The organism is Bacillus sp. S71, assembly GCF_016625265.1.
Taxonomy (GTDB): domain Bacteria; phylum Bacillota; class Bacilli; order Bacillales; family Bacillaceae_G; genus Bacillus_A; species Bacillus_A cereus.
The window spans coordinates 81,286-107,457 of sequence record NZ_JACVUW010000014.1 but is presented as its reverse complement, the minus strand read 5'-3'; the positions used below and the strand labels follow the sequence as shown (position 1 = coordinate 107,457).

Below are 26,172 nucleotides of genomic sequence, written 5' to 3'. Positions count from 1 at the left end.
TAGTAATTTTCATTACCTTAGACTCTTAGCTTTGCGACCTATCCTTTCGAACAGTGTGCCCATTTATTTTTTCTTTTTGAGACAATAAAAAATCTGGTTGCCTCTTCGATTTTCATACATACAACTATGTGTAAAAATCCAAACTGCAACCAGACTATCATAGTAATTTTCATTACCTTAGACTCTTAGCTTTGCGACCTATCCTTTCGAATAGTGTGCCCATTTATTTTTTCTTTTTAAGACAATAAAAAATCCGGTTGCCTCTTCGATTTTCATACATACAACTATGTGTGAAAATCCAAACTGCAACCAGACTATCATAGTAATTTTCATTACTTTAGACTCTTAGCTTTGCGACCTATCCTTTCGAATAGTGTGCCAAAAATAGGTATTTATTTATCGTGTTTTGAATATACCATTAAAACCCAAAAAAGAAAATAGTTTTTTTAGAAAAAAACAATTAATTTTTATAGTCTAAATTTTTTACTGGAAAATCCATAATAAAAACTAAAAAAAACATTTTGATCTTAGAAATACATCATACATTCTTTATCGATAAAATGAGATTTTTACTATCCACAAATAGCAAGATAAAATAGAAAAACATCACTTATTTGGAAGTGATGTTTTTTCTATTTAATGCAGTGGTAACATAACCTCAACCGTCGTTCCAACCCCAACTTCACTTTCAAAACTCATTTTACCGTTGTGGTCTTTAATAATTTTTTCTGTAACTACTAAACCTAGACCAGTTCCTGTTTCTTTCGTTGTATAAAAGGCTTCATTTAACTTTGGAATTTTATCTTTCGGAATGCCGCATCCCTCATCTTTCACTTGAATGATGATTCCATCTTTTACAGTAACTTTAATCGTAATTGTTCCGCCAACTGACATTGCTTCAATTGCATTTTTAATTAAATTAAAAAAGACCTGTTTTAATCGTTTTTCATCACATGTAATTGATGGTAAGTCTTTACTGTAAATACCTTGTATGTAGACTCCTTGTTTTAAAGCAGGCTTTTCCATAACTCGAATAACATAAGAGATAATTTCTTGTATGTTATGAGTTTCTGATTCTAGTGATTTAGATTTCTCAAATCCACTAAGTTCTGTAGCAATTATATGAATCCGATCTACTTCTTGTTTCATAATATCACTATAAATTTTATCCTCTGGATGCTTGTCTGCTTGTTTATTCACAAGTTTTTTTAAGTTTGCTAAAGGTCTTCTAATCTTATAACCAATAACCGTTGCCATCTTTCCAACAGCTGCTAGTTTTTCTGTCTGTTTTATTTCTTTGTCCATCATCTCAAGCGTCCGAACATAAGACTGAACCCTCAAAAATATAATCCAACATATGATAGTAAATACGCTATATAATGCCATTGGGATTAAAACGAGAGAAGATTGAATAATGATTCCTGTAAGAGCATACTTTCCGACAAGTATCGCTGGAATTAACCAGAAATATCTTTTATTCACAAAGATTGGTGCAAACAAAATAAAAAATCCTTCTACTATATTTCCACCGTCAAATTCTGCATCGCTACCATAATAAATCATAATGTTATGGATAAAATCTAATACATTATAGCCAATTAGAATAATATACTTTACCGCAAAAGCATTCTTCCATTTCATAAAGTATATCCCAACGCAAAACAATACCACCATCAAAAAGTAAAGCCATAAACCTAAACCATCTTCAAACTCACCTACACCTTCTTGCTCTCCACCGATTAACGGTACGATAAATTCATAAGCAAGATCATATACAAAAAATATAATGAAAAATAAACTTAAAAATGCTTTCAGCGCCTTTATTTCTTCGTTTTTAAATATATAGCCTTTATTCATATGGTAACTCCTAGCTTTTCTTCCACTTGGATTTCAGTATTTCCACACTTCTTTGGGAGAATGATGTCTATTCTCGTTCCAGTATCTCTTTCACTTGAAATATGCAGCTCACCAAGGTGCTCGGCGACAATTCGATTCGCTACCGTAAGTCCCAGACCAATTTTATCTTGTTTCGTTGTATAAAAGGCCTCTGTAACACGAATTAAGTTTTCTTGCTTAATACCATGACCATTATCAATCACGCTGATCATTACATACTCTTTCCCTTTATTTTCTAATCTTACATGTAATATGCCATCTTGTTCCATTGCCTCTAAAGCATTTTTTATCGTATATAAAAAGACTCCTCTTATTTTTCGTTCATCACATTCAACTTCTATTATTTTTTCTTCCACATTAGAAATAAACTGTACGTTTAATTCATTCATTTTTTCGCGAAGACTTGTTATTACTTGTAATACAATTTTTCCTACATCATGTTTCTTATAAATAGAAGGTTTGCATGTAGCAACTTCCATTAACTCACTTATCATATTATTCATATTTTCTATTTCAAAAATCATACGTTTATAAATAGGATCCTCTTCATGCTTCTCTCGTTGTAATTGCGTAAATCCTTTTAATGAAGCGAGTGGATTTTTAATTTCATGTCCAACCGTCGCTGCCATTTTTCCGATTACTGCTAATTTCTGTGATTCGCTAGCAATCGCAATACTTTCCTTTACAGCTGAAAGATATTGTAAAAATCGGTTTAAAATGATATACGCCGCAATTAGCATAAGTGTATACATAATAAGATACATAAATGCTTTTACTTCCTCTAATACAAATAAATAAATTAAATATTTTCCTACAATAGAAGAAAGTAAAATCACATAAAATTTTTTATTTAAAAATATGGGTACAAAGAAAATGAGAATAATTTCTATTATATTTGTCGCATCAAACGCCGCCTTATTATAAAAAATATATGAAAGTATATTAGCGATTTCTATCCCTATGTATGCAAATATCCATGCATATTTAACAAGGTTTGCCTTCTCTTTTTTCATTAAATATATATTCACGCACAGTATCGCTACTCCGCAAATAACTTGCCATACTATGTTGTATCCCTTATCCATTATTGATTTATCGTCTAATACGATTGCATAGAAAATTTGATATACAATAACAATGGCATATAACACCCATAAAAGGATTTTTGCATTCTTTTCTTCTTCTTTATATGATAGAAAACTTTCTTTCACTTCAACACCCCTTCAAAATAATATCTCGAAGAATACCATTTATTATAATAAATGATTTTCATAGACAAACAAAGATAAATCGAACATTTGAGGAAAATCATCCCAACGACGCAACATCTTCATGCTATATACAAGCATAAAAAACACAAAAAATAATACGTATATTATGGGAGGTGTTTTTTATGGACGGCAAAAAAAATAAAAAGACAGAACAACTCCAATCTTTCACGCGTGAAAATGAAGGAAAGGAGATGACAACAAATACAGGTGTTAAAATTTCAAATGATGAAAACTCTTTAACTGCCAGTGATCGTGGCCCTACCCTTCTAGAAGATTTCCTTATGCGAGAAAAACTTTCTCACTTTGACCGTGAACGAATTCCAGAACGAGTCGTTCACGCACGAGGATACGGAGCACATGGCATTTTTGAGTTATATGAATCTTTAGAAGAGCTAACAATGGCCCACTTTCTACAAGACCCTTCAAAAAAAACACCGCTTTTTATTCGTTTCTCTGAAGTAGCTGGATCAAAAGGAGCAAATGAAACGAATCGAGATGTAAGAGGATTCGCCGTTAAATTTTATACAGAAGAAGGAAATTTTGATTTAGTAGGAAATAATATTCCCATTTTCTTTATTCAAGATGGCATTAAATTTCCTGATCTTATTCACGCCCTTAAACCAGAGCCACATAATGAAATTCCACAGGGTCAAACAGCACATGATACTTTTTGGGACTTCATCGCCAACAATCAAGAATCAGCTGCAATGATGATGTGGATTATGTCCGATCGTGCAATTCCAAGAAGCTTTCGAATGATGCAAGGATTTGGCGTTCATACATTTCGTCTAGTTAATAAAAATGGAAAGTCACGATTCGTGAAATTCCACTGGAAGCCAAAGCTTGGCGTTCATTCGTTAATTTGGGATGAAGCACAAAAACTAGGTGGTGCTGACCCAGATTACCATCGCCGTGATTTGTGGGAAAATATTAATGCTGGAAACTATCCTGAGTACGAACTTGGCATTCAAATTTTAGAAGAAGAGGACGAATTTAAATACGACTTCGATATATTAGATGCAACGAAAATTTGGCCTGAAGAAGATTTTCCCGTTAAAATCATTGGGAAAATGACCTTAAATCGCAATGTAGATAATGTATTTGCTGAAACTGAACAAGTGGCACTACACCCTGGAAGTATCGTCCGTGGTATTGACTTTACCAATGACCCTCTCTTACAAGGTAGACTCTTTTCTTATACAGACACACAATTAGCACGCGTTGGTACAAATTATCAAGAACTACCGATTAACCGTCCAATATGCCCATTTCATAACAACCAAAGAGATGGTGCGTCTAAATATATAATCGACAAAGGAAAAGTTGCCTACCATAACAATTCCTTAGCAAAGAATTCTCCTTATACTGTACCTGGAACAAAGGGGGGATTCGTTACATATCCTTCTACTGTATCTGGTCATAAAACAAGGGAAACTACTGCTAGCTTCAAAGACCACTTCTCTCAAGCTCGTTTATTTTGGAATAGTATGAGTCACTTCGAAAAAATCCATATTATGCAGGCTTTCTCCTTTGAATTAGGAAAAGTCAAAAGTAAATCTGTCCGCCAACAAGTCGTGGATATGATTGGACATATTAGTACAGAATTGGCTACTTTAGTTGCAGAAGCTCTCGGAGCAAAAGTCCCAAATGTGCAAGAATCCAACGTTACAAAATCATCTCCAGCACTAAGTATGGCAAATACAACCTTTAGTCCTAATACATTACGAGTAGGTGTCATTGTTGCAAAGGGATATGATGGACCAAGCGCACAATATATAATAAATCAGTTCAAACAAGTAGGTCTTCAACCAGTGATCGTTTCCGAACGATTAGGCATAGTGCAGGGAACGCCAAATGGACAGTGGGAAGTAAATGATACTTTCTTAACAGGCTCACCACTCCTTTATGATGGATTACTTCTTATTGGCGGAAAGATGGATGATCATTTTCTTAACAAAGCAAGTTCATTTGTCGTAGAATCATATAATCACTTTAAGCCGATTGGCTCCTTCCAAAACGGCTCTTCTATTATTCAATCTTTAAATATCGAAGGAAAGCCTGGTGTTTTAATAGAACAAGACCCTACGCGACTAGCAAATGAATTTATTAAAGCTATGACAAAACAACGCTTTTGGGATAGAGCATATTCATAAAATAGGGGGAAATTTATGTTTGTTACTGTCGAGAAAGATGTGCATATTTTTGTGCAAGACGTTAATCCTGGTCCAGGTAGTAAGACTGTTTTCTTCGTTCACGGATGGCCTTTAAATCATCAAATGTATCAATATCAACTCAATGTTTTACCAGAGCATGGCTTTCGCTGTATCGCCATGGATATACGAGGGAATGGACAATCTGATAAGCCATGGACTGGTTACACGTATGATCGATTAGCCGATGATATCGCAATTGTTCTAGAAGCACTCCAAGTAGAGAACGCTACATTAGTCGGTTTCTCAGTTGGTGGTGCTCTTTCTATTCGCTATATGTCTCGCTATAATGGGCGCCGCATTTCTAAGCTCGCATTAATTGACGCTGTCTCTCCCTCTTTCGTTAAAAATCAAGAGTCCCCTTACGGTGTACCGAAAGAACAAGCAGATGCTCTCATTAATCAAATGTATGCTAATTTACCAAAATTTTTAAATGATGTATCTTTATCCTTTTTCAATAGAAACTTAGGAGCTGCAACCCTTGAATGGTTTTCTTATCTCGGTATGCAGTCCGCTTCTTATGCCCTTATCAAAATTTTACAAGCAGCTGCAAATGAAGATGTAACGAAAGATTTAAATAAAATTAACGTCCCAACAAAAATCTTCCACGGCGTTCACGACCAACTAATTCCTTACAAAAGTGCTGAACTTACGCAACAACGAATTAAAAATTCTCAGTTACATGCTCTTACAAATAGTGGTCATGGTTCACCAATCGATCAAGCGGATGAATTAAATAAAGAACTGATAAAATTTTTACAGACATAACAACTGCAATACAAGAACGAAAGTTAATATAATCGTTTTTATAAAACATAAAATTCACACATTTCTCACAAACACACAAATAAAACGATTATATTTTCATATATACTAAATGTACAAGTAATACTCCCTAAACCCAGCTTGTCTGGTTACCCCGTTAAATACTATGAAAAAAGAACTTGTATCGTTATACAAGTTCTTTTTGTTTCTTTTATTTAAAGAGGATATCTTTACTATATTGATTTCCAACGAGTAAATCATATTGAAGCATTTTATATTGCTCTAACATTTCTTTTTGTTTCTTTGTTAAATCATTGATTACTTCTCCATTTTTATCAACTTTTAATTCATCTCTAAGCACTGGTATTTCCTTGTAAAGTTCCGATAAAAATTGATAAAATAAGGATTTATTTAATCCTGCATAATCAAAAATAAGATTAGAAAAATGAATTGGGCTTACTAAACCTAAATTATCATTTGGCATATCAAAGTTTGCATACATTAATAACGGAGTTTGCGCCATCGCTAAACGTTCGCTCGGTGTTTTTTCATTCGTTATATACCCATTTTCTTTATAAAAAGATTTATTTGTTCCTAATGATGGAAGATGATCTCCAAAGAATACTAATAATGTAGGTCTATCTAACTTATCTAGTTGCTCTATTAAATATTGAAGAGCCTCATCTGAACGTCTTAATCCCTCTGTATACGTCTCTAATTCTCCCTTTGATTCTTCATTTTCTAGACCGGTAATTTCTATTAGGTTTTCACCAAATCGGCCCTCTGTAAATGGAAAATGATTTTGCATCGTAACTGCATGAATAAATGTAGGTTGTTTTTGTTTCTCTAACTCAGCAATTATCTCTTTACTCATCGCTAAATCACTAATATAATCTCCATCAATATCCACATTTTTCATCGTGTCATCTGCATTAAACTTATCAAACCCTAACACCTTATATACATCGTCACGTTTAAAGAATGTGCGACCAAATGAATGAATTGCACTTGTGTAATAACCTTCTTTCTTCAACGCCGTAGGGATTGATGGAATTTCTTTCTTATTTGTAATGACCTGCTGATATGGTATAGAACCTGGCTTTAACAAACTCATCGAATAACTCGTTAATGCCTCAAATTCAACGTTCGCCGTATTTCCCCCAAATGTAGGAGAAATAGTTTGTCCACCAGGAAAGTTTTCTATATAATGATGTAAATTTGGTACAGGATCTTCACTAAAAGAAAGGTTAGTTACTTTCGTCGGATCCCAAAACGATTCACTCATTACAAAAATAATATTCGGTTTCTCTTTTTTCTTTTCATTCCCTATATTTCCACTATATTGTTTTTTTATATCGTTTGCTATTTGAAGCATATTTTCTTTAGAATAATTTTTTGGTTTTTCCATAACTGTTGTATCTAAATTGCTAATAAACCCTAGTACAAAACCATTTGAAGCATAGTTCTCATTTTGATTCCACAAAACAAAATCTACACCTGATTTTTGAAATACTTTATTCATAAATGTATTCGCAAAATTACCGTACGCATATAAAACAAAAATAGATCCTACTACTAATAAGGCTCTAATTCCTAGATGAATCTTTACATTTTGAATATAGCTTCTCATATATATCCCTGCAACAATACAAGCTACGATACTTAAGATAATGACAAAAATATAGCTCCAGCTAAAATAGTCCATCACCATCGGTATAACAGATTGCATATGCGTAATTTGTGTGAAATCAGAAGGATATAACGGATCGCCTCTGAAAATAAGCTTTAAATAATTCACAATACCTAAAATGACTAACGTACAGCTCGTTAAAACCATACTTAGAAAAACCTTACCTATTAAATTATATACAAGAATATATATTGCATAAATTACTACAAAACTTAATATAAACTGCATATTATAAAAGTAAATCCAATTCATTGCCTCTATGAAAATCATATTAACTTGCATGACAATATAAAATAACGCTACTGTATGAGCTAGTAAAAGTAATATAAAATGCACTCGCAGGGATGCTCTAAGTATAGACATCTCTTTTTTATTGAAATGCGTAATATAAAACGTTATGCCCCATATGAAAATCATCATAACACTTAAAACAAGCTTTTGATTTAAATGATCTTTCATCATATCTAAATTAAAAACCTTTAAAATCATAAACAGCATAGTTATTACTAATAAAGTCACCATACTACTTATAATGCTAGAAATTAATATATTTCTTTTTGGAAGATGAAAAAGTGTAGAACCATACTTCAATTCATTCCCTCGTTTCTATGTCTTAATTTCCCTCGCATCGAAAGAACTATTTCTATTAAAATAACATATATTACATATTTCGTCTGCATACTTGTTTCTATCATAAATGTATTGTCTTAATATTCCCTTAATCAACAGTTAAATTGTGGCATACAAATTACTCATTCTTGAAAAACTTAATTTCAGCATTCCACTTTATGATACAATAACTATTTTTTAGAAGTCCTGCTATTAAAGATTTAACATGAAAATACGAAAGAATTAATAAAAAGGCGTTGCACGTTTTTAACAACTATTACTATAACGAAAAGAACCTGCCACAAGACAGGTTCTTTTCGTTATTTTATGATAAAAGAGAAAATGATTAGTATGTGTATTATATAAAGGGAAGCAGCCATATTTTCCATACGATACATACGAGTACTATAATTACAAAATCAAAAAAATCTAATCTCGGACCTTTTTTCATATTCATATGTAGCCACATATGAAACCACTTTATTTTTGTATATTTATGGATGTTTTTCTTTGCAAATCGGTAAATAAGCATTTGCATGATAAAAAATCCGGCCACAAAAATAAATAATAAGATGAGAAATCCAATCACAAAATTCCTCCTATTTTTGTAGCGTTTTTTCTACTATCCGATTTTTCAACACCCACTCTTCAAACTGGGCACTTCCAAATTCCCAGCTAAGATCGCGAGCATGTACAGAAAAAACGTAATGACCAGCATATTCGTCCATAAATCTCCCTAACTCTACATCGTCTTTCTGAATACCGTATACTCCAAAATTAAAATACACATCCCATACGTCTTCATTCTTTCTCTTATAAGCAATCGATTCCATATCACATTCTGTCCCGAAATAATCAAGATGTAAATGTACGCTATCATCGTATTCGTACTCCATTTTATCACCCCTTATATTTGTACTTCTTTACCACCAAAAAAATTCCTGCTATCTACACTCACATATGGGCGATTACCTACATATCATGCTTGTAGAGTGACTTCTAGGAGGTGTTATATAGTGAAAAAATTAATCGCGATTTTTTGCATCATGTTACTAGCTGTTTTTACTTTTGCTGCTTGTAGTAGTAAAAAAGAAGGTACGAAAGAACAAACTCAAAACATTCGCGTCGGCGAAGTTACCCATTCTCTCTTCTATGCCCCATTATATGTTGGGATTGAAAAAGGATTTTTTAAAGATGAAGGACTAAATATTGACCTACAAACAACAGCTGGTGGCGATAAAACGATGACCGCCCTATTATCTGGCGGAATTGATATTGCTCTCGTCGGTTCTGAAACGTCTATTTACGTTCATCAACAAGGAGCGAAAGACCCTGTCATTAACTTTGCACAGCTTACACAAACAGATGGGACATTTTTAGTTTCACGTAAAAAACTAGACTCTTTTAATTGGAATGACGTAAAAGGTGTTACATTTTTAGGACAGCGTAAAGGCGGCATGCCGCAAATGGTTGGAGAATACGTTTTAAAGAAAAATGGCATTGACCCTCATAAAGATACAAACTTAATTCAAAATATCGAGTTTGCTAATATTGCAAATGCCTTCGCATCTGGTACTGGAGAGTTTGTACAGCTCTTTGAACCGACTGCAAGTATACTTGAGAAAGAAGGTAAAGGTTATATCGTCGCTTCATTCGGAAATGAATCTGGTACTGTTCCTTATACAACGTTCATGGCAAAAGAAAGTTTCTTAAAGAAAGATAAAGCTGCAGCTGAAAAGTTCACACGTGCTCTCTATAAAGCACAGCAATGGGTTGATACACATAGTCCAGAAGAAATTGCTGATGCCGTTTCTCCGCTATTTAAAGACACTTCAAAAGACATAACAGTAAAAGTAATTGAGCGGTACAAAAAGCAACATTCTTATGCGACAAATCCACTATTAGATGCAGAAGAATGGAAACAGCTCCAAACTATTATGAAAGACGCTGGTGAATTACAAAAAGAAGTCCCACATGAAGCGCTCGTCAATACAAAAATTGCCGAAAGCGTTATTAAGAAATAGAGGCGAAGTGTATGAGTTTTTTGCAAATACGTAACGTTTCTCACTGTTTTTTTGCAAAAGAGAATGCCAAACTTATTCTCGAAGATATGAGCTTACAAGTGGAAGAAGGCGAATTTATTTCTATACTCGGTCCAAGTGGTTGCGGTAAAACAACGCTCCTCTCAATCATTGCTGGATTACTTGATCCAATTGACGGTATCGTCTTTTTAGATGGTGAACCGATTACAACGAAAACATCATCTATGGGATATATGTTGCAACAAGATTACTTATTCCCTTGGAAAACGATTGAAGAAAATATTATGCTTGGACTTCATATTCGAAAGATTTATGATGAGCAGATGAAAGAACATACTTTAAATCTTTTAAAACAAGTCGGTCTTCATGGTGTAGAAGAACAATATCCTCGTGAACTATCCGGCGGTATGCGTCAACGTGCCGCTCTCGTTCGAACATTAGCGACTGATCCGAAAATTTTATTACTAGATGAACCATTCTCCGCACTCGATTATCAAACGAAATTAAAACTAGAAGAACTCGTTTTCGACTTACTAAATAAATATAAGAAAACATCACTACTTGTTACTCATGATATTGAAGAAGCGATCGCGATGAGTGATCGTATTTATTTACTGCAAGCGAATCCCGGAAAAATCGCAAAAACCTTTATCGTCCCGGAAAGTATCCGTTCTTTATCACCGTTAGAAGCACGCCATCACTACGATTTCCCAGCCCTCTTTCAAGATATATGGAAGGAGCTGGAACGACTTGGATAATATAAAACAACTACATGAACAATTTCGAAAGAACGAACGCAGACGCGCTTGGATTGCTCGCTCGCTACAACTTTTACTACTTATTCTTTTCTTTGCACTATGGGAAATAGCTAGTAAAAAAGAATGGATTGATCCTTTACTCTTTAGCTCTCCTTCGAGTATTTGGGATCTCTTCTTAACGAAATGGATCGACGGTTCACTTTGGGCCCACATATGGACGACATTACTGGAAACAGGAGTAGGCTTCATTCTCGGAACAGTACTTGGTGCTATTATTGCCACGTTCCTTTGGTGGATGCCACTTCTAGCCCGCGTACTTGATCCTTATCTCGTCGTCCTAAATGCAATGCCAAAAGTTGCACTCGGTCCAATCATCATCGTTATTTTCGGTCCAAACATTTCATCTTCTATCGCAATGGGAGTAATCATTTCCATCATCATTACCATTCTCGTTATTTACAGTGCATTTCAAGAAGTCGATTCTAACTATATAAAAGTGATGGACACATTTGGTGCAAATAAATGGCAATGTTATAAGCAAGTCGTTCTCCCTGCATCCTTTCCAGCAATTATCTCAACGTTAAAAGTAAACGTTGGTTTATCCTGGGTCGGTGTTATTTTCGGAGAACTTCTCGTTTCCAAACAAGGACTTGGCTACTTAATTAGCTACGGATTCCAAGTCTTTAACTTCACACTCGTCTTACTTAGCGTACTACTCACATGTGTTCTTGCAACTCTTATGTATGTATTTGTTGAGGCATTTGAAAAAATTCTAATTGGAAAAAGAAAAAGAAGCTGACTCAAAACAGTACGCTATAGTCAGCTTCTTTCTTTTACCTTTTATCACACATTTTCGTTTCATTTGTAATGTTTCCATCCGCAACCGTAACTGTATGGAAACAGTCTTTCACACGTACTGTAACGACATTATCTTTTCGATCTATCACATGATAATCATTAAACTTTTCATTCAAAGCACTACGAATTTGCTCCCCTTCAAAAATCGGAAAACCGTGAGACATTACCCAAATGAGACCAGCAACAGCAAGAATCGTTTTCATACGTTTCATTACCTCCTCGAGAGTAAACTTATAGTCCCTACAACACGCGCATTATAATTGTGTCTAAATTGTGACATTTTTATACTAATTCTATTTTATACCTCCAGTTCCTTCTTCTTTTAAAGAAAAATACAGAATTTTCAATTTTATCAACATAAAAAAACGCAAAGAATTAAAAATTCTTCACGCTTTACTTTAACGAAACTATATCGAACACATAACTTACATTAGTCTCCACTTTGTTGTTCTATCGTTTTCGAAACATCATATAATCCTGACAGCACTTCCGCTCTCATTTTTACAAGCTCAGGGAACTGATAGAAGAAAGCAATTTTCTTATATTTTAACTCTGTTCCTTCTTTCACTTTTTTTGAATCTTGTAAAATGAACGCTGTAAATGTATCTGCGATATCTTCTGCTACATTTGTCGTTCCATACTGTGAGACAAACTCATCTTGCTTTTCTTTAAAAAACTCAATTTGAGTTTCTTCACTTTCTTCTACTTTCTTTTCTGTCCACTCTTGCTCAATAGGCTTCCAGAAAGAGTTATAAAATTGATTAATATAAGATTTTCCCTTCGCACATCCCTCTTGTAAGAAAAGATTTCCACATTTATTTCGGTACGTTGAAATATCTTTATCTTCTTCAAAAGCCTTTACATAGTTTTCATCTACTGGTATTTGCTTATGCCCGAGCGTCAACACGTGAGCCGTCTCATGAATTAATGTTTTCATCACTTCATCGATATTTACCGCAGAATCAAGCGTATCTAGGCTAAGAGTCCAGTCTTTCGGATTCTCCATACTCGGCATAACATGGGCAACAACACCGTCATAACCATCTGTTATTAAATCAAATTCTGTTATATTCCCACGATATTTAGCTGGAATGAGTGTACGATACATATCCCATAAGTCTTCATGATACCCTCTATCTTGACGTTGTTGTAGCACCTCTTCTTTCGCTTCTTTATCTTCAGCGAATACTTTATTTAAACGTTTCCGTTCTATTTTTTCAAAATAAGGATCTACAATTTCATCACCATCGATATAATAAGAAGCTAAAAAGAAATAACTTTCATCATCATCCTCATCATCTTTTTTCTGCTCTGCCTCTTTCATATCCGCACTTTCATGCTCTTCTATTTCATAATCTTCTACTGCTTCAAGCTCAGATAATCCATCTATTTTTTCATATACTTTTTGAAGTTTCTTATCTCCTATTTCCACACATTCTTCGTCTGTTTTACACACTTCTTTTTCTTTCACACTCTTCATAGAACTTTCGCATCCTGCTAGTAAGCCGATTGCAACGATAACCCCTACTAACTTGCCATACAGTCTCTTCATACAGTCCTCCATCAATACATTCTACAAAAATATAATAATCATTTTTTAACGAATATGCGATAATTAATTATAAAAACTGCAAGGAGGCTTCTCATGATTCGTGCAATCTTATTCGACTTAGATGGAACACTATTAGATCGGCGCCAATCTTTAGAACAATTTATTTGTGAGCAATATAATCGCTTCTCCTCACATTTGATGAGTATAGAGAAATCAGAGTATTGTTCTCGATTTCTTGAACTCGATAATAATGGCTATACGTGGAAGGATAAAGTATATGCTACTCTCCTTTCCGAATACAACATTACTACTTTAACGCAAGAGCAACTGCTACACGACTATATTACAAACTTCCAACATCATTGTATTCCTTTCAAAAACACGCATGAACTACTTCAACAGTTAAAACAGCGAAACATTAAAATTGGTATTATCACAAATGGTTTTACTGAATTTCAGATGAGCAACCTTCGAGCACTACATATACATACGTATACAAACACCATTCTCGTTTCAGAAGCTGAAGGAATTAAAAAACCTCACCCTGAAATTTTCGAACGTGCTTTGCAAAGACTAGATGTTAAGGCAGAAGAATGTCTTTATGTTGGAGATCATCCAGAAAACGATGTGCTTGGTTCTGAACAAGTAGGAATTCTTGGTGTTTGGAAAAAAGATTCGTTTTGGGGTGATTTTAAGCATTCACGTATCGTAGATGATTTGTTGGAGGTGCTTTCGTTTTTAGAGGTGGAGATAAAAACACAATAATAGTAATTAAATTATATCAATAATTTTCACAATATATTGATTCACCGACAAAAAATAATAAGAGGAAGCAGTTGTTCAAAAACGCCTCCCCTTCCTTTATTATTCATATACTGTAAACTGCGGTTTACTCGGATGATCTTTTACTAGCGCATCATCTGGAAACTTTGAAACTTTTTGATATAAGGCAATGTCACCGATACAACCTGCTGTTAGTAGAATTCCTAAAAATGAGAGTGGCTCCAGATTCATAGCTACTCCCAATACAATTGGCAAAATTCCAGTTGGTAAAAACGGAAGCATTAACACTTTCTTCATTTGCTTTACTGTAACCGCCTGTTTAGAATGAGCATATGCAACACCTAATTTCCAATTAACGCCCCATTTTAGTTCACTCCATGGAACACCTCCGATATAGCGAAAGCCAATTAAATGTATTGCCTCATGAATACAAACGAGAACAATCATTGCGATAATAAAAAGAAACACAGTTGGTAACGTAATTTCAACTTGAACCCCGCCTGAAAGAAGTGCATGTAAAAAACTAATTCCAAATGCCAAAACAAATATTATAAGAAATGCATAGACATTTAATTTAACCATAGACACAGTAACAGTCGTTTCTTTTCTTTTATCCATCTTCCCCCTCCTAAAATGTAAATATATCTTTACAAAATTGTATAATATACCCAAAATAATGTAAAGATATATTTACATTTATTCTTACATACAAAAAAAGAAACCGGCTACTTTACTTCGTAAAACAGCCGATTTCTTCTATATGTTTCATCGTACGCGCTAATACGTCATCGCGCATTATAAAGCTAAATTTTCTATTCGTTTTAATGTTGTCAGGAATGTCTTTTAATAAAACAGACCCTTTCGTTTCTTCGTAATGCGTATGTTCTTCTACCGCACTAATTGTTGCAAAATAAATGTTTTTAATGATTATTTTGTCTTTTCCAGATACTTTGTATTGTCCTAAGTAAGTTAAATCAGAAACTATGCCGCCGGTTTCTTCATGAACCTCTCGAACTGCCGCTTCTTCCGGTGTTTCCCCTATTTCTACTTTACCACCTGGAAATTCAAGACCGCGACGTAAATGATGTGTTAATAACCATTGATCCCCGTACCGGCATACAACCCAAACATGCTTTGGCTCAGGAGAAAATGGATAACGTTCAAACGATAATTGTACAGTGTTGTGGTAATAATCTTTAAATTTGTACATGCCATTACTCCCCTATTGATGGTTACAAGTTTTTCCTACCACAAATTGTAGCATATTCTCGCTTTTCTGCATAATATTATCCAATTACAATCCATTGATTATTCCCATTTGCGCGACTAATTCTTTCGTCTCATGATTTCCTAAATCGTAAATCATTTTATATGCTTTTTGTAGTTGTTCATCATATCGGTCATTATTTGAATCGTGATGATACTCAACAAATGGAACGTGGGAGCGTACAAATGACCCTAAATCTTCTACATATGCTTGATCAAAGTGCTCTCTTAATTCCGTAATTTCCTCATCATTTGCGGAAATCTCAAAATTATACGTATCCGCCGTCTTCACTTGTGAAATTTGACCATTTCCTATTGATATATAATATGTTTTTTTCGTCTCCATGTAACACCCTTCTTTCATCCTTTTATTTTCTATTGTTTTCATCAATTACAAAATTATGTAAAATAAAGAAAAGGAGGGATTTTATGTTCAAAATATTAATTATCGGTATTATCATCGTCCTAATCATCCTCGTACTCTCCATCATGACAATTAATAAAGGCTATGCTTATAAACATTCCGTCGATAAACTAGAAGACAATCCTTATACAAAAAAGAATAAGGAGAATTCCTAATATGCTTCGTATACTTCGCATCATAGTAGCACTCACTGTGATCGTTATGTCGGCAATTGGATTATATACAGGTCAAAATAATTTTTTACCTCTTTCACAATTTCTATTAGGGGCTTTAATGTTTCTCATCGCATTTGAACAAATAAAGAAAAAGGAGGCAGCAACTGGATTTATTTGTATTATTGCCGGTGCTTTCATTTGGATTGTTCTCATCATTAGTTATATCAAATAAAAGGAGGTACATGCATGCTAAAAGGAGTACGGATTACTTTATCACTTATTGCTTTATCTATAGCAATCTATGGATTTTTTACTAGTAATAGAGAAATAATGCCGTATATGTTTATCTCTTTAGGAGTTATGGCCCTCACCATAAGTTTAGAGGAAATATTAAAACAGCAAACAGGAGGTAGTGTGCTCGCTCTACTAGCAGGAGCCGCTGCTTTATTTATTGGTTTCACAGAAATATTCCGATAAATGGTCTAAAGGAGGCTATACAATGCTAACTCTAACTATATTACGGAGTTTTTTAGCATTTCTCATGCTTCTCTTGCTCATTCTAAGCACTTATATCCATGTTACCGATAATTTTTCACTTCTCCCATACGTACAATTTATTCTCAGTTGTTTCTTTATTCTTCTAGGAATTAATGAATTGAAATCCGGACGAAAATCAATGAGTATCCCGTATTTTTTCGTTTCCAGTCTCATATTCTTCTTTTTAATATCAAACTACTTTCGCTATATGTAGAATGAAATTTTGGCCAATTTAGCATTTATAATTATTTTCTCTCAGTAACTATTTCTTTCTACTTAAGGGGGATTCCATGTTAAAAAACATTCAAATTATAATCGCCACTATCGCTCTTTCTCTCGCCCTATTTAGCTTCTTTGCAAACTTCACTATTCTTTTACCTTACGTGTTTATCCTTTTAAGTATTATGTGTATCCTTTTTGGAATCGATGAAATAAAGAAGCAGCAAAAAATGAAAGCATTTGTTTATTTTCTCTGTTCTGCCTTTGTTTTATATGTTGGAGTATGTAATATATTTTCATAAAAAAGAAGAGTATGGTTGCTCTTAGCACAATAAAAAAACTGCCCTTTCACAGGCAGTTTTTCTTCTTATCCAAACACTTTCTCAAGTTCATCTTTATCTTGGCTTAACCAGAAGTTCATTAAGCGTTGTGCTCCTTCTAAGTCGTGAAGCTTCGCTTGACCACACTGTGTTTCATTTGCAGCTGGAATTTCTGTAATTTGAACCGCATCTTTTAATGTTAATTCTAATAAATCAATGATTTCTCGTACTGTCGGTGTTCCGCTTACTACAAGATAATATCCTGTTTGGCAGCCCATCGGTGAAATATCGATAATATCAAAATGCGGATAACGATCAATATATTTACGTAAATTAAATGCTAATAAATGTTCTAACGTATGAATAACATCTGGTTTCATTGCTTGTTTATTCGGTTGGCAAAAACGAATATCAAATTTATTTACAATACCGTCACTACCTACATTGTGAACTCCGCAATGTCTTACATAAGGTGCCTTTACAATCGTATGATCTAATTCAAAGCTTTCTACTGATGGCATACAACATCTCTCCCGCTTTTAATTTAATTCCGTTATATCCAATATGATATAACGGAAATGCACATTAGTAAAGTATTATGTACCGTCGTGCTATAATACTTTAAGACTATGCTGAAAAGGAGACCATTATGAAACAGATTTTTATTGGGATTATACGCTTTTATCAAAAGTTCATTTCTCCGATGACACCACCAACTTGCCGCTTTTATCCGACTTGTTCTCATTACGGATTAGAGGCGTTTCAAAAACATGGTGCACTCAAAGGTTTTTGGCTTACTTGTAAGCGTATATTAAAATGTCACCCTTTCCACCCGGGAGGATTTGATCCTGTCCCAGATAAAAAGGATGACAAAGTAAATTCTTAATTGTCGTAACCATTCACAACTAAATCTAATTTTCCTGTATCAGGATCTATAACAAGACCGTGAACAGGTACTTCTTCTGGAAGTAATGGATGGTTGCGAAGTATCGATACGCTATGTTCTACACTTTCTTCTACACTAGAGAACCCTTGTAGGAATCTTTCTAAATCGATTCCAGAATAACGGAGTGTATCTAATTTCTCATTTGTTATACCCCGCTCTTTCATCTTCTCAATTGTACTGCTTGCTTGAATTTTTGCCATACCGCAATCGTGGTGACCAACTAAACAAACTTCATCAGCACCAAGTTCATATACAGCAACTAAAATACTACGCATAATACTTCCGAATGGATGTGAGATAACAGCTCCTGCTACTTTAATAATTTTCACATCACCGTTACGCATATTCATTGCTTTTGGTAATAATTCAACAAGACGAGTATCCATACAAGAGATAATTACCATTTTTTTATTCGGGAATTTTCCCGTTTCATACTCTTCGTATCTTTTCTCTTCAACAAATTTTTCATTGTATTGTAAAATCTCTTCTAATGACTTCATAGTAAAAAAACCTCTTTTCTCTCATTTACATTACTTATATAGTGTACCAAAATATGAAAAACTCAAAAAGGATATCGCTTTATAGTAAAAATAAGATATTTTCAGATAATCGACATAATTCTTTCAAAATATACACACAGCTTTGTAACAAGTCTCACATACTTTAAACGTATTTTCACTATAAACTGATTGTAGATAATGTAAAAAAGGAGTGAATATTTATTATGTCCGACGTTCTGTTACTGAGTCGTTTTCAATTTGCAATTACTATTTTTTATCACTTTTTATTTGTACCTTTGACAATCGGACTTGTCATTTTAGTAGCATGTATGGAAACTCAATACGCCCGCACATTGAATCCAACATACCGTAAAATGGCAAATTTCTGGGGTAAATTATTTACAATTAACTTCGTAATGGGGATTATAACTGGGATTACGATGGAATTCCAATTTGGAACGAACTGGTCTGAGTACTCCAAATATATGGGAGACATTTTCGGATCACCTCTCGCAATCGAAGCACTCGTTGCCTTCTTCTTAGAATCTACTTTCATGGGAATATGGTTATTCGGTAAAGACAAAATTTCACCAAAGTTCCGTGCCTTCTGTATGTGGATGGTTGCACTTGGAACAAACATTTCCGCACTTTGGATTATTACAGCAAACGGATTTATGCAAAACCCTGTTGGCTACGTAGTACGTAATGGCCGCGCTGAATTAAATGATTTCTGGGCACTCGTTACAAATCCATATGCTTGGAATATGTTCTTCCATACTGTCATTGGTTGTTATATCGTAGGTGCTTTCTTCGTTATGGCAATTAGTGCCTATCACTTATTACGTAAAAATGAAGTGGAATTCTTCAAAAAATCATTTAAGTTTGGTTTAATGTTAGGCTTATTCGCCGCAACAATTACACCGTTTATGGGACATCAATCTGGTGTATCAGCAGCTAAATATCAACCAGCAAAAGGAGCTGCGATGGAAGCAGTTTGGGAAACTGGAAAAGGACAAGGCTTCTCAATTGTTCAAATTCCTGATGTAAAAAATGAGAAAAACTTTGAATTCCTTACGATTCCAAAACTAGGAAGCTTCTTCTATACAAACTCATTTGATGGCGAAATCGTTGGCTTAAAAGACATTCCAAAAGATGAACGTCCAAATGTTAACCTCGTGTATTATAGCTTCCGCTTAATGGTTGCACTTGGTATGTTCTTTATGGCATTAACTTGGTATGGCTTCTATTTAAACCGAAAAGGAAAACTAGAAAACTCAAAACGTTATTTAAAAATTACAATATGGTCTGTCTTACTTCCTTATATCGCGATTAACGCAGGATGGATTGTCGCTGAAGTAGGTCGCCAACCTTGGACAGTATATAAACTAATGCGTACAGCAGAATCTGTATCACCTATATCTGTCCCGCAAATTTGGTTCTCATTAATTAGTTTAATTTTGTTCTACACTTTACTTTTAATCGCAGACGTATACTTAATGCTGAAGTTCGCGAAAAAAGGACCTGCAGCATTAGAAGAACCTGCTACTGAGGGAGGTGTGGCCCATGTCTCATGATATGCTTGCAATCATCTGGTTCGGTTTATGGGGCGTGATTTGGACAGTTTACTTCATCCTTGACGGGTATGCACTTGGTAACGGAATGATCTTTCCTTTCGTTACGAAAGATCGACAAGAACGAAATCAATTACAAGAAGCAATTGGCCCATTCTGGGGCGGTAATGAAGTGTGGTTAATTACAGCTGGTGGCGCAACATTTGCTGCCTTCCCAGTCACATATGCAAATATGTTTAGTTATCTATATACACCGTTATTCTTAGTATTACTTGCACTGTTTGCGCGTGCCGCTGGACTGGAATTCATGCATAAAGATGATTCACCGATTTGGCAAAAAACTTGTAAATGGGCATTTGCAATTGGCAGTTTTTTAATTGCTTTCCTATTCGGTGTTACATTCGCTAACTTGTATTATGGACTACAAATCGGAAAAAATGGCTATGAAGGAAATTTACTTAGCTTACTAAACCATTACGGTATTTTAGGAGGGTTGTTCTTCACTGCTATATTTGTCGTATCCGGTGCCCTTTGGGTCATGATTAAAACGACTGGTGAAGTATCCGACCGTGCTTATAAAATCGCAAGACCATTTTCAATGGCAGCAGCTATTATTTTAGCTATCTTCTATGTAGCAACTGCTAATCGGACAAACTTATTCCAAAACTTTACGGAATATCCGGTACTATTCATTCTTCCAGTACTTGCAATGCTAATGAGTGTACTCGCACTTATTATGGTGTACAAACATAAAATCGGCCTTGCATTCACATTCGTTTGCCTAACAATCGCAATGTTTATGACAACTGGCTTTGCAGGTATGTTCCCAAGAATGTTACCATCCCGTATTAACGATGCATACAGTACAACGTTATACAACGCAGCCGGTAGTCAATTAAACTTAAAAATTATGTTCTTCGTAGCAATGGTCATGGTACCAATCGTTATTGGATATCAGCTTTGGAGCTACAGTATTTTTAAAAATAAAATTCATAAAGACTCTGCTAAAGGATATCACTAAAATAAAAAAGACACTTCGTTTGAAGTGTCTTTTTTTGTACGTATGATTTTCGATAAGATGTTATATTTCTAATCTAACAACTACACTATAGAAGAATCATTAACAGCTCACAGCTAGATTGTATCATAGGGCAACTTCATCATTTTATGCAATTTTACATACTGTACTATAAGGTAAACTGTATCCCCTGATCATTCGCATCATTATCCCATACATCAGCTGTACTAATCCCGCTAAACGTTTGTACTTTCATTCCTGTATTTGATGATCCCGATCCATTATAAGCCTTCGTCTTTTCAATCGGCTGTACGTTATATTTGTCACCTACATTAATTGTTCCATTGCAGTTTTCAATAATAACACCTTCCACAACTGCCGGCATTTTGTCACCCACTTTCATTTCTTTACTTTTATTTTATGAAAATCGCCTAGAAAAATAGCATGTTTCAATAAGAAAAAGCACTCAAATTGAGTGCTTTTTCTTTAAGCATAAAGACAAGTTTGGAGACAGTTGACTTCTTCAAAATTTTATTAGGGGTAATATTTTGAAAAAGAAAGCCTTTCATATGTAGGTTAACACCACTGGAATATATAGTAAATTGATAATATTTATACGGAAGATTGCTAATGTTTAGTATAGATAGTTTACACTATGCTAACAGTGAAAACTATCTATACTAATAAAAAAAAGGTGCCTTCAAAGAAGCCACCTTACTAAAACAGACACTATAAAACAGAATTATTTATTGTTATACGATTGTTAGATACAAAAAGTAGAGGGAAATGTTTGTATGAAATTCTGCTTTATAAAGTCTGTCTACAACTTATATTGTAATCCTCTTCATTTGAAAAAAAATATAATATGCACAATTGCATACAAAAAGAAAAAGCACTCTACTGAGTGCCTTTTCAACCATTTTACTTTTAATATATCGCTTTGAATATATTGTAACATACGTATCTATATATTTTATTGAGAAAATTCAAAATCATTTTTTCTTTCATTTTTACTTATAAAATCATGTAATATAAAAGGTATGTCAAATTCTTATACAAATTGAGGTGTACTATATTTATGATGTATTTCGGAATTATTCCTCTTATACTATTTATTATTTTTCTTATTTCCTATTTAAAAGATCCGCGAAAAATAATAAACGGCTTTTTATTTAATGCCTTTATCTGTTTTTTCCTTCTTTTTTGTGTGATTGTATCATTGAACTCAGATAGTGATGTCCTACGCTACATTATATTTTTACCTTTTTTAGCACTTCTCATTATGCTTCCTTTCGGTATTGTTGCTTTAATGTTTGGGCTATTTCTTAATGCTAGAATTTTAATGAAGCGAGAAGGACGACGGTTCACTAACTGTTTAACACTCCTTGCTGCTTTAGGGATGTTATTCTTTATGTTACTCCCTATTATAAATCCAGCAAGTTTGGTTTCATCGCATTTAGAGCCTATTTTTGCAGCTATTTCTCTTATAAGCATATATTTCTTTATACACTTATCTAACTTCTTAAGTGCATATTTTTTATACCAATTCAACAGACCAAGACGTAATCAAGATTTCATCATCGTTCTTGGTAGCGGCTTAATTAATGATAAAGTACCACCTTTACTTGCAAGCCGCATTAATAAAGCGATTGACTTCTATTGGAAACAAGCCGCTGTTAATACACCACCAACAATTATTTTTTCTGGTGGACAAGGTCCAGATGAAGGTCTTCCAGAAGCGGAAGCGATGCAAAGTTACGCTGTTGAAAAAGGAATTCCTCTTGAACATACAGTCCAGGAAAATCGCTCTGTAAACACATATCAAAATATGCTGTTCTCTAAAGAAATTATGGATTCTTTAAAACCAGAAGGTAAATATAAAAGTATTTTTACAACGAATAATTTCCACCTTTTCCGTGCTGGTATATATGCAAGACAAGCCGGTCTTAATAGCCAAGGTATTGGATCAAAAACTGCATTTTATTACTGGCCTAACGCAATGATCCGTGAATATGTTGCGATTGTCGTAATGGGACGTAAGCGTCATATGAAAATATGTGGAACTATTTTAGGTTTCGCTTTATTCGTATCAGTACTTAGTTTTATATTTTCTTAATAGCATCCCATCCTTTGAAAGGATGGGATTTCTTATACTGATTTCAAAAATATTTTAAAGATAATATGGTCATAATATTCCCTGCATACATCCATTAAAGGAGAAATTTTTCAAATTAAATGTTAAAATGGAATTTAGGTGTGAATTACGTAACAAATAAGAAACTAGTTTGAAACGAGGAAATTACATGGAGAAAATTATCAAAAACAAGCCCAATAAGCTAAAAATTGCTTCGAAAGCTTTGATGATTATTATTGGGGCATTTATCACAGCGTACGGATTAGAAGCAGTATTAATTCCAAATAACGTATCAGACGGTGGTGTGACTGGTTTAAGTATCGTTAGTTCAAGATTATTTGGATTGCCATTAGGAGCTCTAATCGCAGTTATTAACATTCCTTTCGTTTGGTTAGGGTATAAGCAAATCGGTAAAAGCTTTGCGATTTATTCCATTATCGGGATTGCTTCATTAGCAATAGGTACCGTTGTCATGCACGGAATACCAGCTATTATTGAAGGCGATACATTATTAGTTACAGTTGTTGGTGGTATTATCATCGGTTTTGGTATGGGACTAGCATTACGTAACGGTGGGGCATTAGATGGAATCGATATGCTTGCTGTATTGCTTTCTCGTAAGTTACCATTTGGAACGAGTGACCTTATTTTATTCTTAAACATGTTCGTATTTATTTTCGTATCAACCGTATTCGGTCTTCAAGGAGCTATCCTTTCGGCAATTGCTTACTTTATCGCTTCGAAAGTGATTCATATCGTTGAAGTTGGTTTAAGTGGTTCGAAAGCATTTAAAATCATTACAAAAGAGCCTGAATTGATGGTAGAAACAATTCGTGATCGTTTAGGCCGAAGTGCAACATATAACGAAGTATACGGTGGTTATTCAAGAGAGAAATTCAAAGAAATTTCTTGCGTAATTAACCGTTTAGAAGAAAGTAAAATGAAAGAACTTATTAATGAAATCGATCCTAATGCCTTTATTACCGTTTATGATGTAGCAGAAGTAAAAGGCGGTAATTTCAAGAAACGTGATATTCATTAATCATTATGAAAAAAGAGGGTGTGCTAACATTTTGGCACACCCTCTTCTTATTATTAAGTTGCTATCGTTGTCAGTTTTTGTCGGTAAGTCGATATATTTCAATAATCGCTGATATATTTTGAGTTGTGGTCGATATATTCTAATAATCGCTGATATATTTTTACTCTCCCCTCTTACGCCTAAATTGCACCACCCGAAAGGAATTAGTTCCTATAACAAGAAAAAAGACCAAAAAGCAACTTACACTTTTCGGTCTCTCTACTATCTTCTCTTCGTAATTTTCCCTGAACCACCGACCCTCGTTTTCGGAGGAGATGTATTTCTTGGCGGCGTTTTAATAGATGATTTCGGCTTCACATCTGATCCACTTGAACCACCTGGTGTTTTTGTAATTTTACCCTTGCTTCCAGTAGAAGGTGGGGGCGTCGTATTACTTCCTTTTTCAGTAATACTTCCCTTATCACCTACTGATGGTTTCGAATCTACATTATCGCCTCGCTTAATGATAGACCCTTTCCCTTCCTTCGTAATTGGAGGTGGGGTTTTCTTTTCTTCTTTCGTAGGTGGTCTCTCTGGAATAACTGGTTTATGATTTTGTCTGTCATTATATCCTCGATAATCACCATATGATGATTTTCGTGAACCGAATATATCGTTTAATATGCTACCCATAATATATCCTTGCAAGAAGGACGGTTGGTAGTTTTGACGGACAAATTCTTCATTACTTACTTCAATTAACGTATCAGATGGTTTCTCTTTATCCTTTTGAAGGTTATACATTTTATCCGAATAAACGAGAAACATTTGATTTTCGTCTTCTTTAGATGCTTGTTTCGGTTTCCTTTCGGCTATAAGTTCCTTCGCGACTTCAGGAACTGACCGATTGGCGGCCCTATACACGTAAGATTCTTGTTTACCTTCCTTTGCGACAGACTCAAGCGGATAACGGTCTTGAATCGACTTTGTCTGCCCGCCTTGACAACCTGATAAGGCATAACCAGCAACAACAAGTAATGTAACGATAGCAAGTATAGGGATCACAAACGATTTAATCATGGTAAACAATCGGTTTGACATGATTACGCCCCCTTACGTTGCTCTTATAATTTGTACATCAGCAGGAATGATTGCTTCTCCCTCATACATCATTGTACGACCATTTTGCCATTCAATACGCAATAATTTTCGATTATCTGATTGGAATTCCCAGACGTACTGTTCCTCTGAAGCTGAGAATGGTGTTTTCCCCATCACAACAACACGTCCGTTATATTGTTCTTCCATATGGTACTCTGTATCATCCATTTCAATTGTCGTCGGAATTTCCTCAATTGAATCTAAGCGACCATCAATTGGTGTATATAATTTGTAATACGTATTTTCACGATCTTCAATTTTTAAATAACGAATGTCTTTCCCGTCTTGCAGTGTTAAAACAATTTCCTTGCGAGAATGCATACTCGTTTTCCCAGTTAATTCGTACATGACTAATGAAACTTCAATCATATCACCAGGAGCTAACGTTAAAAGACTCTTTTCCGGCTTCGGTGGCTCTGGGCTTTTCATTATATTTTTAATTCGTTTAAATAAACTCATGATCTAC

At 34.4% G+C, this 26,172-nt stretch carries 30 protein-coding genes and 3 riboswitches; of the genes, 15 read left to right on the top strand and 15 right to left on the bottom strand.

Going from position 1 to position 26,172, the window contains the following annotated elements; genetic code table 11:
- Positions 1 to 70, bottom strand: a riboswitch (cyclic di-GMP riboswitch). This riboswitch is flagged as partial in the annotation.
- A 71-nt stretch (positions 71 to 141) separates the two neighbouring features.
- Positions 142 to 230, bottom strand: a riboswitch (cyclic di-GMP riboswitch).
- Between the two features lie 71 nt (positions 231 to 301).
- A riboswitch (cyclic di-GMP riboswitch) is annotated at positions 302 to 390 on the bottom strand.
- Positions 391 to 636: 246 nt separating this feature from the next.
- A complete protein-coding gene (locus IBT51_RS23320; protein WP_053563505.1) occupies positions 637 to 1,857 on the bottom strand; it encodes an ATP-binding protein in 1,221 nt (406 codons plus the stop codon).
- Complete coding sequence (locus IBT51_RS23315; protein ID WP_098678577.1) at positions 1,854 to 3,107, bottom strand: ATP-binding protein; 1,254 nt, start codon at positions 3,105 to 3,107, stop codon at positions 1,854 to 1,856. The genes IBT51_RS23320 and IBT51_RS23315 overlap by 4 nt, the downstream gene beginning before the upstream one ends.
- A gap of 182 nt (positions 3,108 to 3,289) precedes the next feature.
- On the opposite strand from IBT51_RS23315, the gene IBT51_RS23310 reads away from it, so the two are divergent.
- Positions 3,290 to 5,320, top strand: coding sequence for a catalase (locus tag IBT51_RS23310; protein WP_200458603.1), 2,031 nt, complete (start codon positions 3,290 to 3,292; stop codon positions 5,318 to 5,320).
- A gap of 15 nt (positions 5,321 to 5,335) precedes the next feature.
- Entirely contained in the window at positions 5,336 to 6,145 is an 810-nt protein-coding gene (locus IBT51_RS23305) for an alpha/beta fold hydrolase (RefSeq protein ID WP_000498279.1), read from the top strand.
- A gap of 208 nt (positions 6,146 to 6,353) precedes the next feature.
- Here IBT51_RS23305 and IBT51_RS23300 read toward each other — a convergent pair whose 3' ends face one another.
- The 3 genes from IBT51_RS23300 to IBT51_RS23290 form a co-directional block, all read right to left on the bottom strand.
- Entirely contained in the window at positions 6,354 to 8,423 is a 2,070-nt protein-coding gene (locus IBT51_RS23300; RefSeq protein WP_200458604.1) for an LTA synthase family protein, read from the bottom strand.
- A gap of 376 nt (positions 8,424 to 8,799) precedes the next feature.
- Positions 8,800 to 9,030, bottom strand: a complete 231-nt coding sequence (locus IBT51_RS23295; protein ID WP_000578980.1) for a hypothetical protein — start codon at positions 9,028 to 9,030, stop codon at positions 8,800 to 8,802.
- Positions 9,031 to 9,040: 10 nt separating this feature from the next.
- Positions 9,041 to 9,337 carry a DUF3986 family protein gene (locus IBT51_RS23290; RefSeq protein ID WP_000455579.1) on the bottom strand — a complete coding sequence of 99 codons (297 nt, stop codon included), beginning with the start codon at positions 9,335 to 9,337 and terminating at the stop codon, positions 9,041 to 9,043.
- Positions 9,338 to 9,457: 120 nt separating this feature from the next.
- Here IBT51_RS23290 and IBT51_RS23285 point away from each other — a divergent pair, with 120 nt between their 5' ends.
- From IBT51_RS23285 to IBT51_RS23275, 3 genes are read left to right on the top strand one after another with little or no spacing between them, the layout of a single operon-like run.
- Positions 9,458 to 10,465 (top strand): ABC transporter substrate-binding protein, encoded by a 1,008-nt coding sequence (locus tag IBT51_RS23285; RefSeq protein WP_000733140.1) that lies wholly within the window; start codon positions 9,458 to 9,460, stop codon positions 10,463 to 10,465.
- Positions 10,466 to 10,476: 11 nt separating this feature from the next.
- Positions 10,477 to 11,241, top strand: coding sequence for an ABC transporter ATP-binding protein (locus IBT51_RS23280; protein WP_088024706.1), 765 nt, complete (start codon positions 10,477 to 10,479; stop codon positions 11,239 to 11,241).
- Positions 11,234 to 12,040 (top strand): ABC transporter permease, encoded by an 807-nt coding sequence (locus IBT51_RS23275; RefSeq protein ID WP_088024708.1) that lies wholly within the window; start codon positions 11,234 to 11,236, stop codon positions 12,038 to 12,040. The genes IBT51_RS23280 and IBT51_RS23275 overlap by 8 nt, the downstream gene beginning before the upstream one ends.
- Before the next feature lie 34 nt (positions 12,041 to 12,074).
- On the opposite strand, the gene IBT51_RS23270 is transcribed toward IBT51_RS23275, so the two are convergent.
- The gene (locus IBT51_RS23270; protein WP_000849112.1) at positions 12,075 to 12,302 is read right to left on the bottom strand and encodes a hypothetical protein; all 228 of its coding nucleotides are present in this window, start codon (positions 12,300 to 12,302) and stop codon (positions 12,075 to 12,077) included.
- 227 nt (positions 12,303 to 12,529) lie between these two features.
- Positions 12,530 to 13,651 carry a hypothetical protein gene (locus IBT51_RS23265; protein WP_063548865.1) on the bottom strand — a complete coding sequence of 374 codons (1,122 nt, stop codon included), beginning with the start codon at positions 13,649 to 13,651 and terminating at the stop codon, positions 12,530 to 12,532.
- 93 nt (positions 13,652 to 13,744) lie between these two features.
- On the opposite strand from IBT51_RS23265, the gene IBT51_RS23260 reads away from it, so the two are divergent.
- Positions 13,745 to 14,416: an HAD family hydrolase gene (locus IBT51_RS23260; protein ID WP_088024712.1), complete on the top strand. Its 672-nt coding sequence runs from the start codon at positions 13,745 to 13,747 to the stop codon at positions 14,414 to 14,416.
- A gap of 99 nt (positions 14,417 to 14,515) precedes the next feature.
- Here IBT51_RS23260 and IBT51_RS23255 read toward each other — a convergent pair whose 3' ends face one another.
- The 3 genes from IBT51_RS23255 to IBT51_RS23245 form a co-directional block, all read right to left on the bottom strand.
- Positions 14,516 to 15,052 (bottom strand): DUF3267 domain-containing protein, encoded by a 537-nt coding sequence (locus tag IBT51_RS23255; protein WP_098390751.1) that lies wholly within the window; start codon positions 15,050 to 15,052, stop codon positions 14,516 to 14,518.
- A 112-nt stretch (positions 15,053 to 15,164) separates the two neighbouring features.
- A complete protein-coding gene (gene mutTA / locus IBT51_RS23250; RefSeq protein WP_000276382.1) occupies positions 15,165 to 15,644 on the bottom strand; it encodes an antimutator 8-oxo-(dGTP/GTP)ase in 480 nt (159 codons plus the stop codon).
- 84 nt (positions 15,645 to 15,728) lie between these two features.
- Entirely contained in the window at positions 15,729 to 16,046 is a 318-nt protein-coding gene (locus IBT51_RS23245; RefSeq protein WP_000448409.1) for a hypothetical protein, read from the bottom strand.
- Between the two features lie 83 nt (positions 16,047 to 16,129).
- Here IBT51_RS23245 and ytzI point away from each other — a divergent pair, with 83 nt between their 5' ends.
- The 4 genes from ytzI to IBT51_RS23225 all read left to right on the top strand — a co-directional run bounded on the left by ytzI (position 16,130) and on the right by IBT51_RS23225 (position 17,337).
- Entirely contained in the window at positions 16,130 to 16,279 is a 150-nt protein-coding gene (ytzI, locus tag IBT51_RS23240) for a YtzI protein (RefSeq protein WP_000472791.1), read from the top strand.
- Position 16,280: 1 nt separating this feature from the next.
- Entirely contained in the window at positions 16,281 to 16,511 is a 231-nt protein-coding gene (locus tag IBT51_RS23235; RefSeq protein ID WP_000944455.1) for a DUF3953 domain-containing protein, read from the top strand.
- 14 nt (positions 16,512 to 16,525) lie between these two features.
- The gene (locus IBT51_RS23230; RefSeq protein ID WP_074047382.1) at positions 16,526 to 16,756 is read left to right on the top strand and encodes a DUF3953 domain-containing protein; all 231 of its coding nucleotides are present in this window, start codon (positions 16,526 to 16,528) and stop codon (positions 16,754 to 16,756) included.
- Between the two features lie 350 nt (positions 16,757 to 17,106).
- Positions 17,107 to 17,337 carry a YczI family protein gene (locus tag IBT51_RS23225; RefSeq protein WP_053563496.1) on the top strand — a complete coding sequence of 77 codons (231 nt, stop codon included), beginning with the start codon at positions 17,107 to 17,109 and terminating at the stop codon, positions 17,335 to 17,337.
- Between the two features lie 65 nt (positions 17,338 to 17,402).
- Here the strand turns inward: IBT51_RS23225 and luxS are convergent, their stop codons facing one another.
- Positions 17,403 to 17,876, bottom strand: coding sequence for an S-ribosylhomocysteine lyase LuxS (luxS, locus tag IBT51_RS23220; RefSeq protein WP_001141371.1), 474 nt, complete (start codon positions 17,874 to 17,876; stop codon positions 17,403 to 17,405).
- Between the two features lie 128 nt (positions 17,877 to 18,004).
- Between luxS and yidD the strand changes: the two genes are divergently transcribed.
- Complete coding sequence (gene yidD, locus IBT51_RS23215) at positions 18,005 to 18,241, top strand: membrane protein insertion efficiency factor YidD (RefSeq protein ID WP_000809334.1); 237 nt, start codon at positions 18,005 to 18,007, stop codon at positions 18,239 to 18,241.
- On the opposite strand, the gene IBT51_RS23210 is transcribed toward yidD, so the two are convergent.
- Entirely contained in the window at positions 18,238 to 18,801 is a 564-nt protein-coding gene (locus IBT51_RS23210; protein ID WP_200458605.1) for a beta-class carbonic anhydrase, read from the bottom strand. The genes yidD and IBT51_RS23210 overlap by 4 nt on opposite strands.
- A gap of 224 nt (positions 18,802 to 19,025) precedes the next feature.
- Between IBT51_RS23210 and cydA the strand changes: the two genes are divergently transcribed.
- Together cydA and cydB are read left to right on the top strand one after the other, a co-directional pair.
- Positions 19,026 to 20,375, top strand: a complete 1,350-nt coding sequence (gene cydA / locus IBT51_RS23205) for a cytochrome ubiquinol oxidase subunit I (protein WP_001286166.1) — start codon at positions 19,026 to 19,028, stop codon at positions 20,373 to 20,375.
- Positions 20,365 to 21,393, top strand: a complete 1,029-nt coding sequence (cydB, locus tag IBT51_RS23200; protein WP_000017662.1) for a cytochrome d ubiquinol oxidase subunit II — start codon at positions 20,365 to 20,367, stop codon at positions 21,391 to 21,393. The genes cydA and cydB overlap by 11 nt, the downstream gene beginning before the upstream one ends.
- Positions 21,394 to 21,559: 166 nt before the next feature.
- On the opposite strand, the gene IBT51_RS23195 is transcribed toward cydB, so the two are convergent.
- Positions 21,560 to 21,793: a spore germination protein gene (locus tag IBT51_RS23195; RefSeq protein WP_002001299.1), complete on the bottom strand. Its 234-nt coding sequence runs from the start codon at positions 21,791 to 21,793 to the stop codon at positions 21,560 to 21,562.
- A 675-nt stretch (positions 21,794 to 22,468) separates the two neighbouring features.
- Between IBT51_RS23195 and IBT51_RS23190 the strand changes: the two genes are divergently transcribed.
- Both IBT51_RS23190 and IBT51_RS23185 read left to right on the top strand, forming a co-directional pair.
- Positions 22,469 to 23,506, top strand: a complete 1,038-nt coding sequence (locus tag IBT51_RS23190) for a YdcF family protein (protein WP_000990094.1) — start codon at positions 22,469 to 22,471, stop codon at positions 23,504 to 23,506.
- Between the two features lie 187 nt (positions 23,507 to 23,693).
- Positions 23,694 to 24,566 carry a YitT family protein gene (locus IBT51_RS23185; RefSeq protein WP_000411241.1) on the top strand — a complete coding sequence of 291 codons (873 nt, stop codon included), beginning with the start codon at positions 23,694 to 23,696 and terminating at the stop codon, positions 24,564 to 24,566.
- A gap of 261 nt (positions 24,567 to 24,827) precedes the next feature.
- Here the strand turns inward: IBT51_RS23185 and IBT51_RS23180 are convergent, their stop codons facing one another.
- Both IBT51_RS23180 and IBT51_RS23175 read right to left on the bottom strand, forming a co-directional pair.
- Positions 24,828 to 25,646: a DUF4247 domain-containing protein gene (locus IBT51_RS23180; RefSeq protein ID WP_065229475.1), complete on the bottom strand. Its 819-nt coding sequence runs from the start codon at positions 25,644 to 25,646 to the stop codon at positions 24,828 to 24,830.
- Between the two features lie 12 nt (positions 25,647 to 25,658).
- Positions 25,659 to 26,165: a DUF4178 domain-containing protein gene (locus IBT51_RS23175; RefSeq protein ID WP_000051755.1), complete on the bottom strand. Its 507-nt coding sequence runs from the start codon at positions 26,163 to 26,165 to the stop codon at positions 25,659 to 25,661.
- Positions 26,166 to 26,172 lie beyond the last annotated feature (7 nt).

What these genes read in the sequence shown, in the direction of transcription:
- IBT51_RS23305 (WP_000498279.1), top strand. Translation starts at nt 5,336, where the DNA reads ATGTTTGTTACTGTCGAGAAAGATGTGCATATTTTTGTGCAAGACGTT.
- cydA (WP_001286166.1), top strand. Translation starts at nt 19,026, where the DNA reads ATGTCCGACGTTCTGTTACTGAGTCGTTTTCAATTTGCAATTACTATT.
- ytzI (WP_000472791.1), top strand. Translation starts at nt 16,130, where the DNA reads ATGTTCAAAATATTAATTATCGGTATTATCATCGTCCTAATCATCCTC.
- IBT51_RS23270 (WP_000849112.1), bottom strand. Translation starts at nt 12,302, where the DNA reads ATGAAAACGATTCTTGCTGTTGCTGGTCTCATTTGGGTAATGTCTCAC.
- luxS (WP_001141371.1), bottom strand. Translation starts at nt 17,876, where the DNA reads ATGCCATCAGTAGAAAGCTTTGAATTAGATCATACGATTGTAAAGGCA.
- IBT51_RS23265 (WP_063548865.1), bottom strand. Translation starts at nt 13,651, where the DNA reads ATGAAGAGACTGTATGGCAAGTTAGTAGGGGTTATCGTTGCAATCGGC.
- IBT51_RS23180 (WP_065229475.1), bottom strand. Translation starts at nt 25,646, where the DNA reads ATGTCAAACCGATTGTTTACCATGATTAAATCGTTTGTGATCCCTATA.
- IBT51_RS23195 (WP_002001299.1), bottom strand. Translation starts at nt 21,793, where the DNA reads ATGAAAGTGGGTGACAAAATGCCGGCAGTTGTGGAAGGTGTTATTATT.
- mutTA (WP_000276382.1), bottom strand. Translation starts at nt 15,644, where the DNA reads ATGTACAAATTTAAAGATTATTACCACAACACTGTACAATTATCGTTT.
- IBT51_RS23280 (WP_088024706.1), top strand. Translation starts at nt 10,477, where the DNA reads ATGAGTTTTTTGCAAATACGTAACGTTTCTCACTGTTTTTTTGCAAAA.
- IBT51_RS23260 (WP_088024712.1), top strand. Translation starts at nt 13,745, where the DNA reads ATGATTCGTGCAATCTTATTCGACTTAGATGGAACACTATTAGATCGG.
- IBT51_RS23190 (WP_000990094.1), top strand. Translation starts at nt 22,469, where the DNA reads ATGATGTATTTCGGAATTATTCCTCTTATACTATTTATTATTTTTCTT.
- IBT51_RS23225 (WP_053563496.1), top strand. Translation starts at nt 17,107, where the DNA reads ATGTTAAAAAACATTCAAATTATAATCGCCACTATCGCTCTTTCTCTC.
- IBT51_RS23290 (WP_000455579.1), bottom strand. Translation starts at nt 9,337, where the DNA reads ATGGAGTACGAATACGATGATAGCGTACATTTACATCTTGATTATTTC.
- IBT51_RS23235 (WP_000944455.1), top strand. Translation starts at nt 16,281, where the DNA reads ATGCTTCGTATACTTCGCATCATAGTAGCACTCACTGTGATCGTTATG.
- cydB (WP_000017662.1), top strand. Translation starts at nt 20,365, where the DNA reads ATGTCTCATGATATGCTTGCAATCATCTGGTTCGGTTTATGGGGCGTG.
- IBT51_RS23210 (WP_200458605.1), bottom strand. Translation starts at nt 18,801, where the DNA reads ATGAAGTCATTAGAAGAGATTTTACAATACAATGAAAAATTTGTTGAA.
- IBT51_RS23245 (WP_000448409.1), bottom strand. Translation starts at nt 16,046, where the DNA reads ATGGAGACGAAAAAAACATATTATATATCAATAGGAAATGGTCAAATT.
- IBT51_RS23175 (WP_000051755.1), bottom strand. Translation starts at nt 26,165, where the DNA reads ATGAGTTTATTTAAACGAATTAAAAATATAATGAAAAGCCCAGAGCCA.
- IBT51_RS23310 (WP_200458603.1), top strand. Translation starts at nt 3,290, where the DNA reads ATGGACGGCAAAAAAAATAAAAAGACAGAACAACTCCAATCTTTCACG.
- IBT51_RS23185 (WP_000411241.1), top strand. Translation starts at nt 23,694, where the DNA reads ATGGAGAAAATTATCAAAAACAAGCCCAATAAGCTAAAAATTGCTTCG.
- IBT51_RS23320 (WP_053563505.1), bottom strand. Translation starts at nt 1,857, where the DNA reads ATGAATAAAGGCTATATATTTAAAAACGAAGAAATAAAGGCGCTGAAA.
- IBT51_RS23230 (WP_074047382.1), top strand. Translation starts at nt 16,526, where the DNA reads ATGCTAAAAGGAGTACGGATTACTTTATCACTTATTGCTTTATCTATA.
- yidD (WP_000809334.1), top strand. Translation starts at nt 18,005, where the DNA reads ATGAAACAGATTTTTATTGGGATTATACGCTTTTATCAAAAGTTCATT.
- IBT51_RS23255 (WP_098390751.1), bottom strand. Translation starts at nt 15,052, where the DNA reads ATGGATAAAAGAAAAGAAACGACTGTTACTGTGTCTATGGTTAAATTA.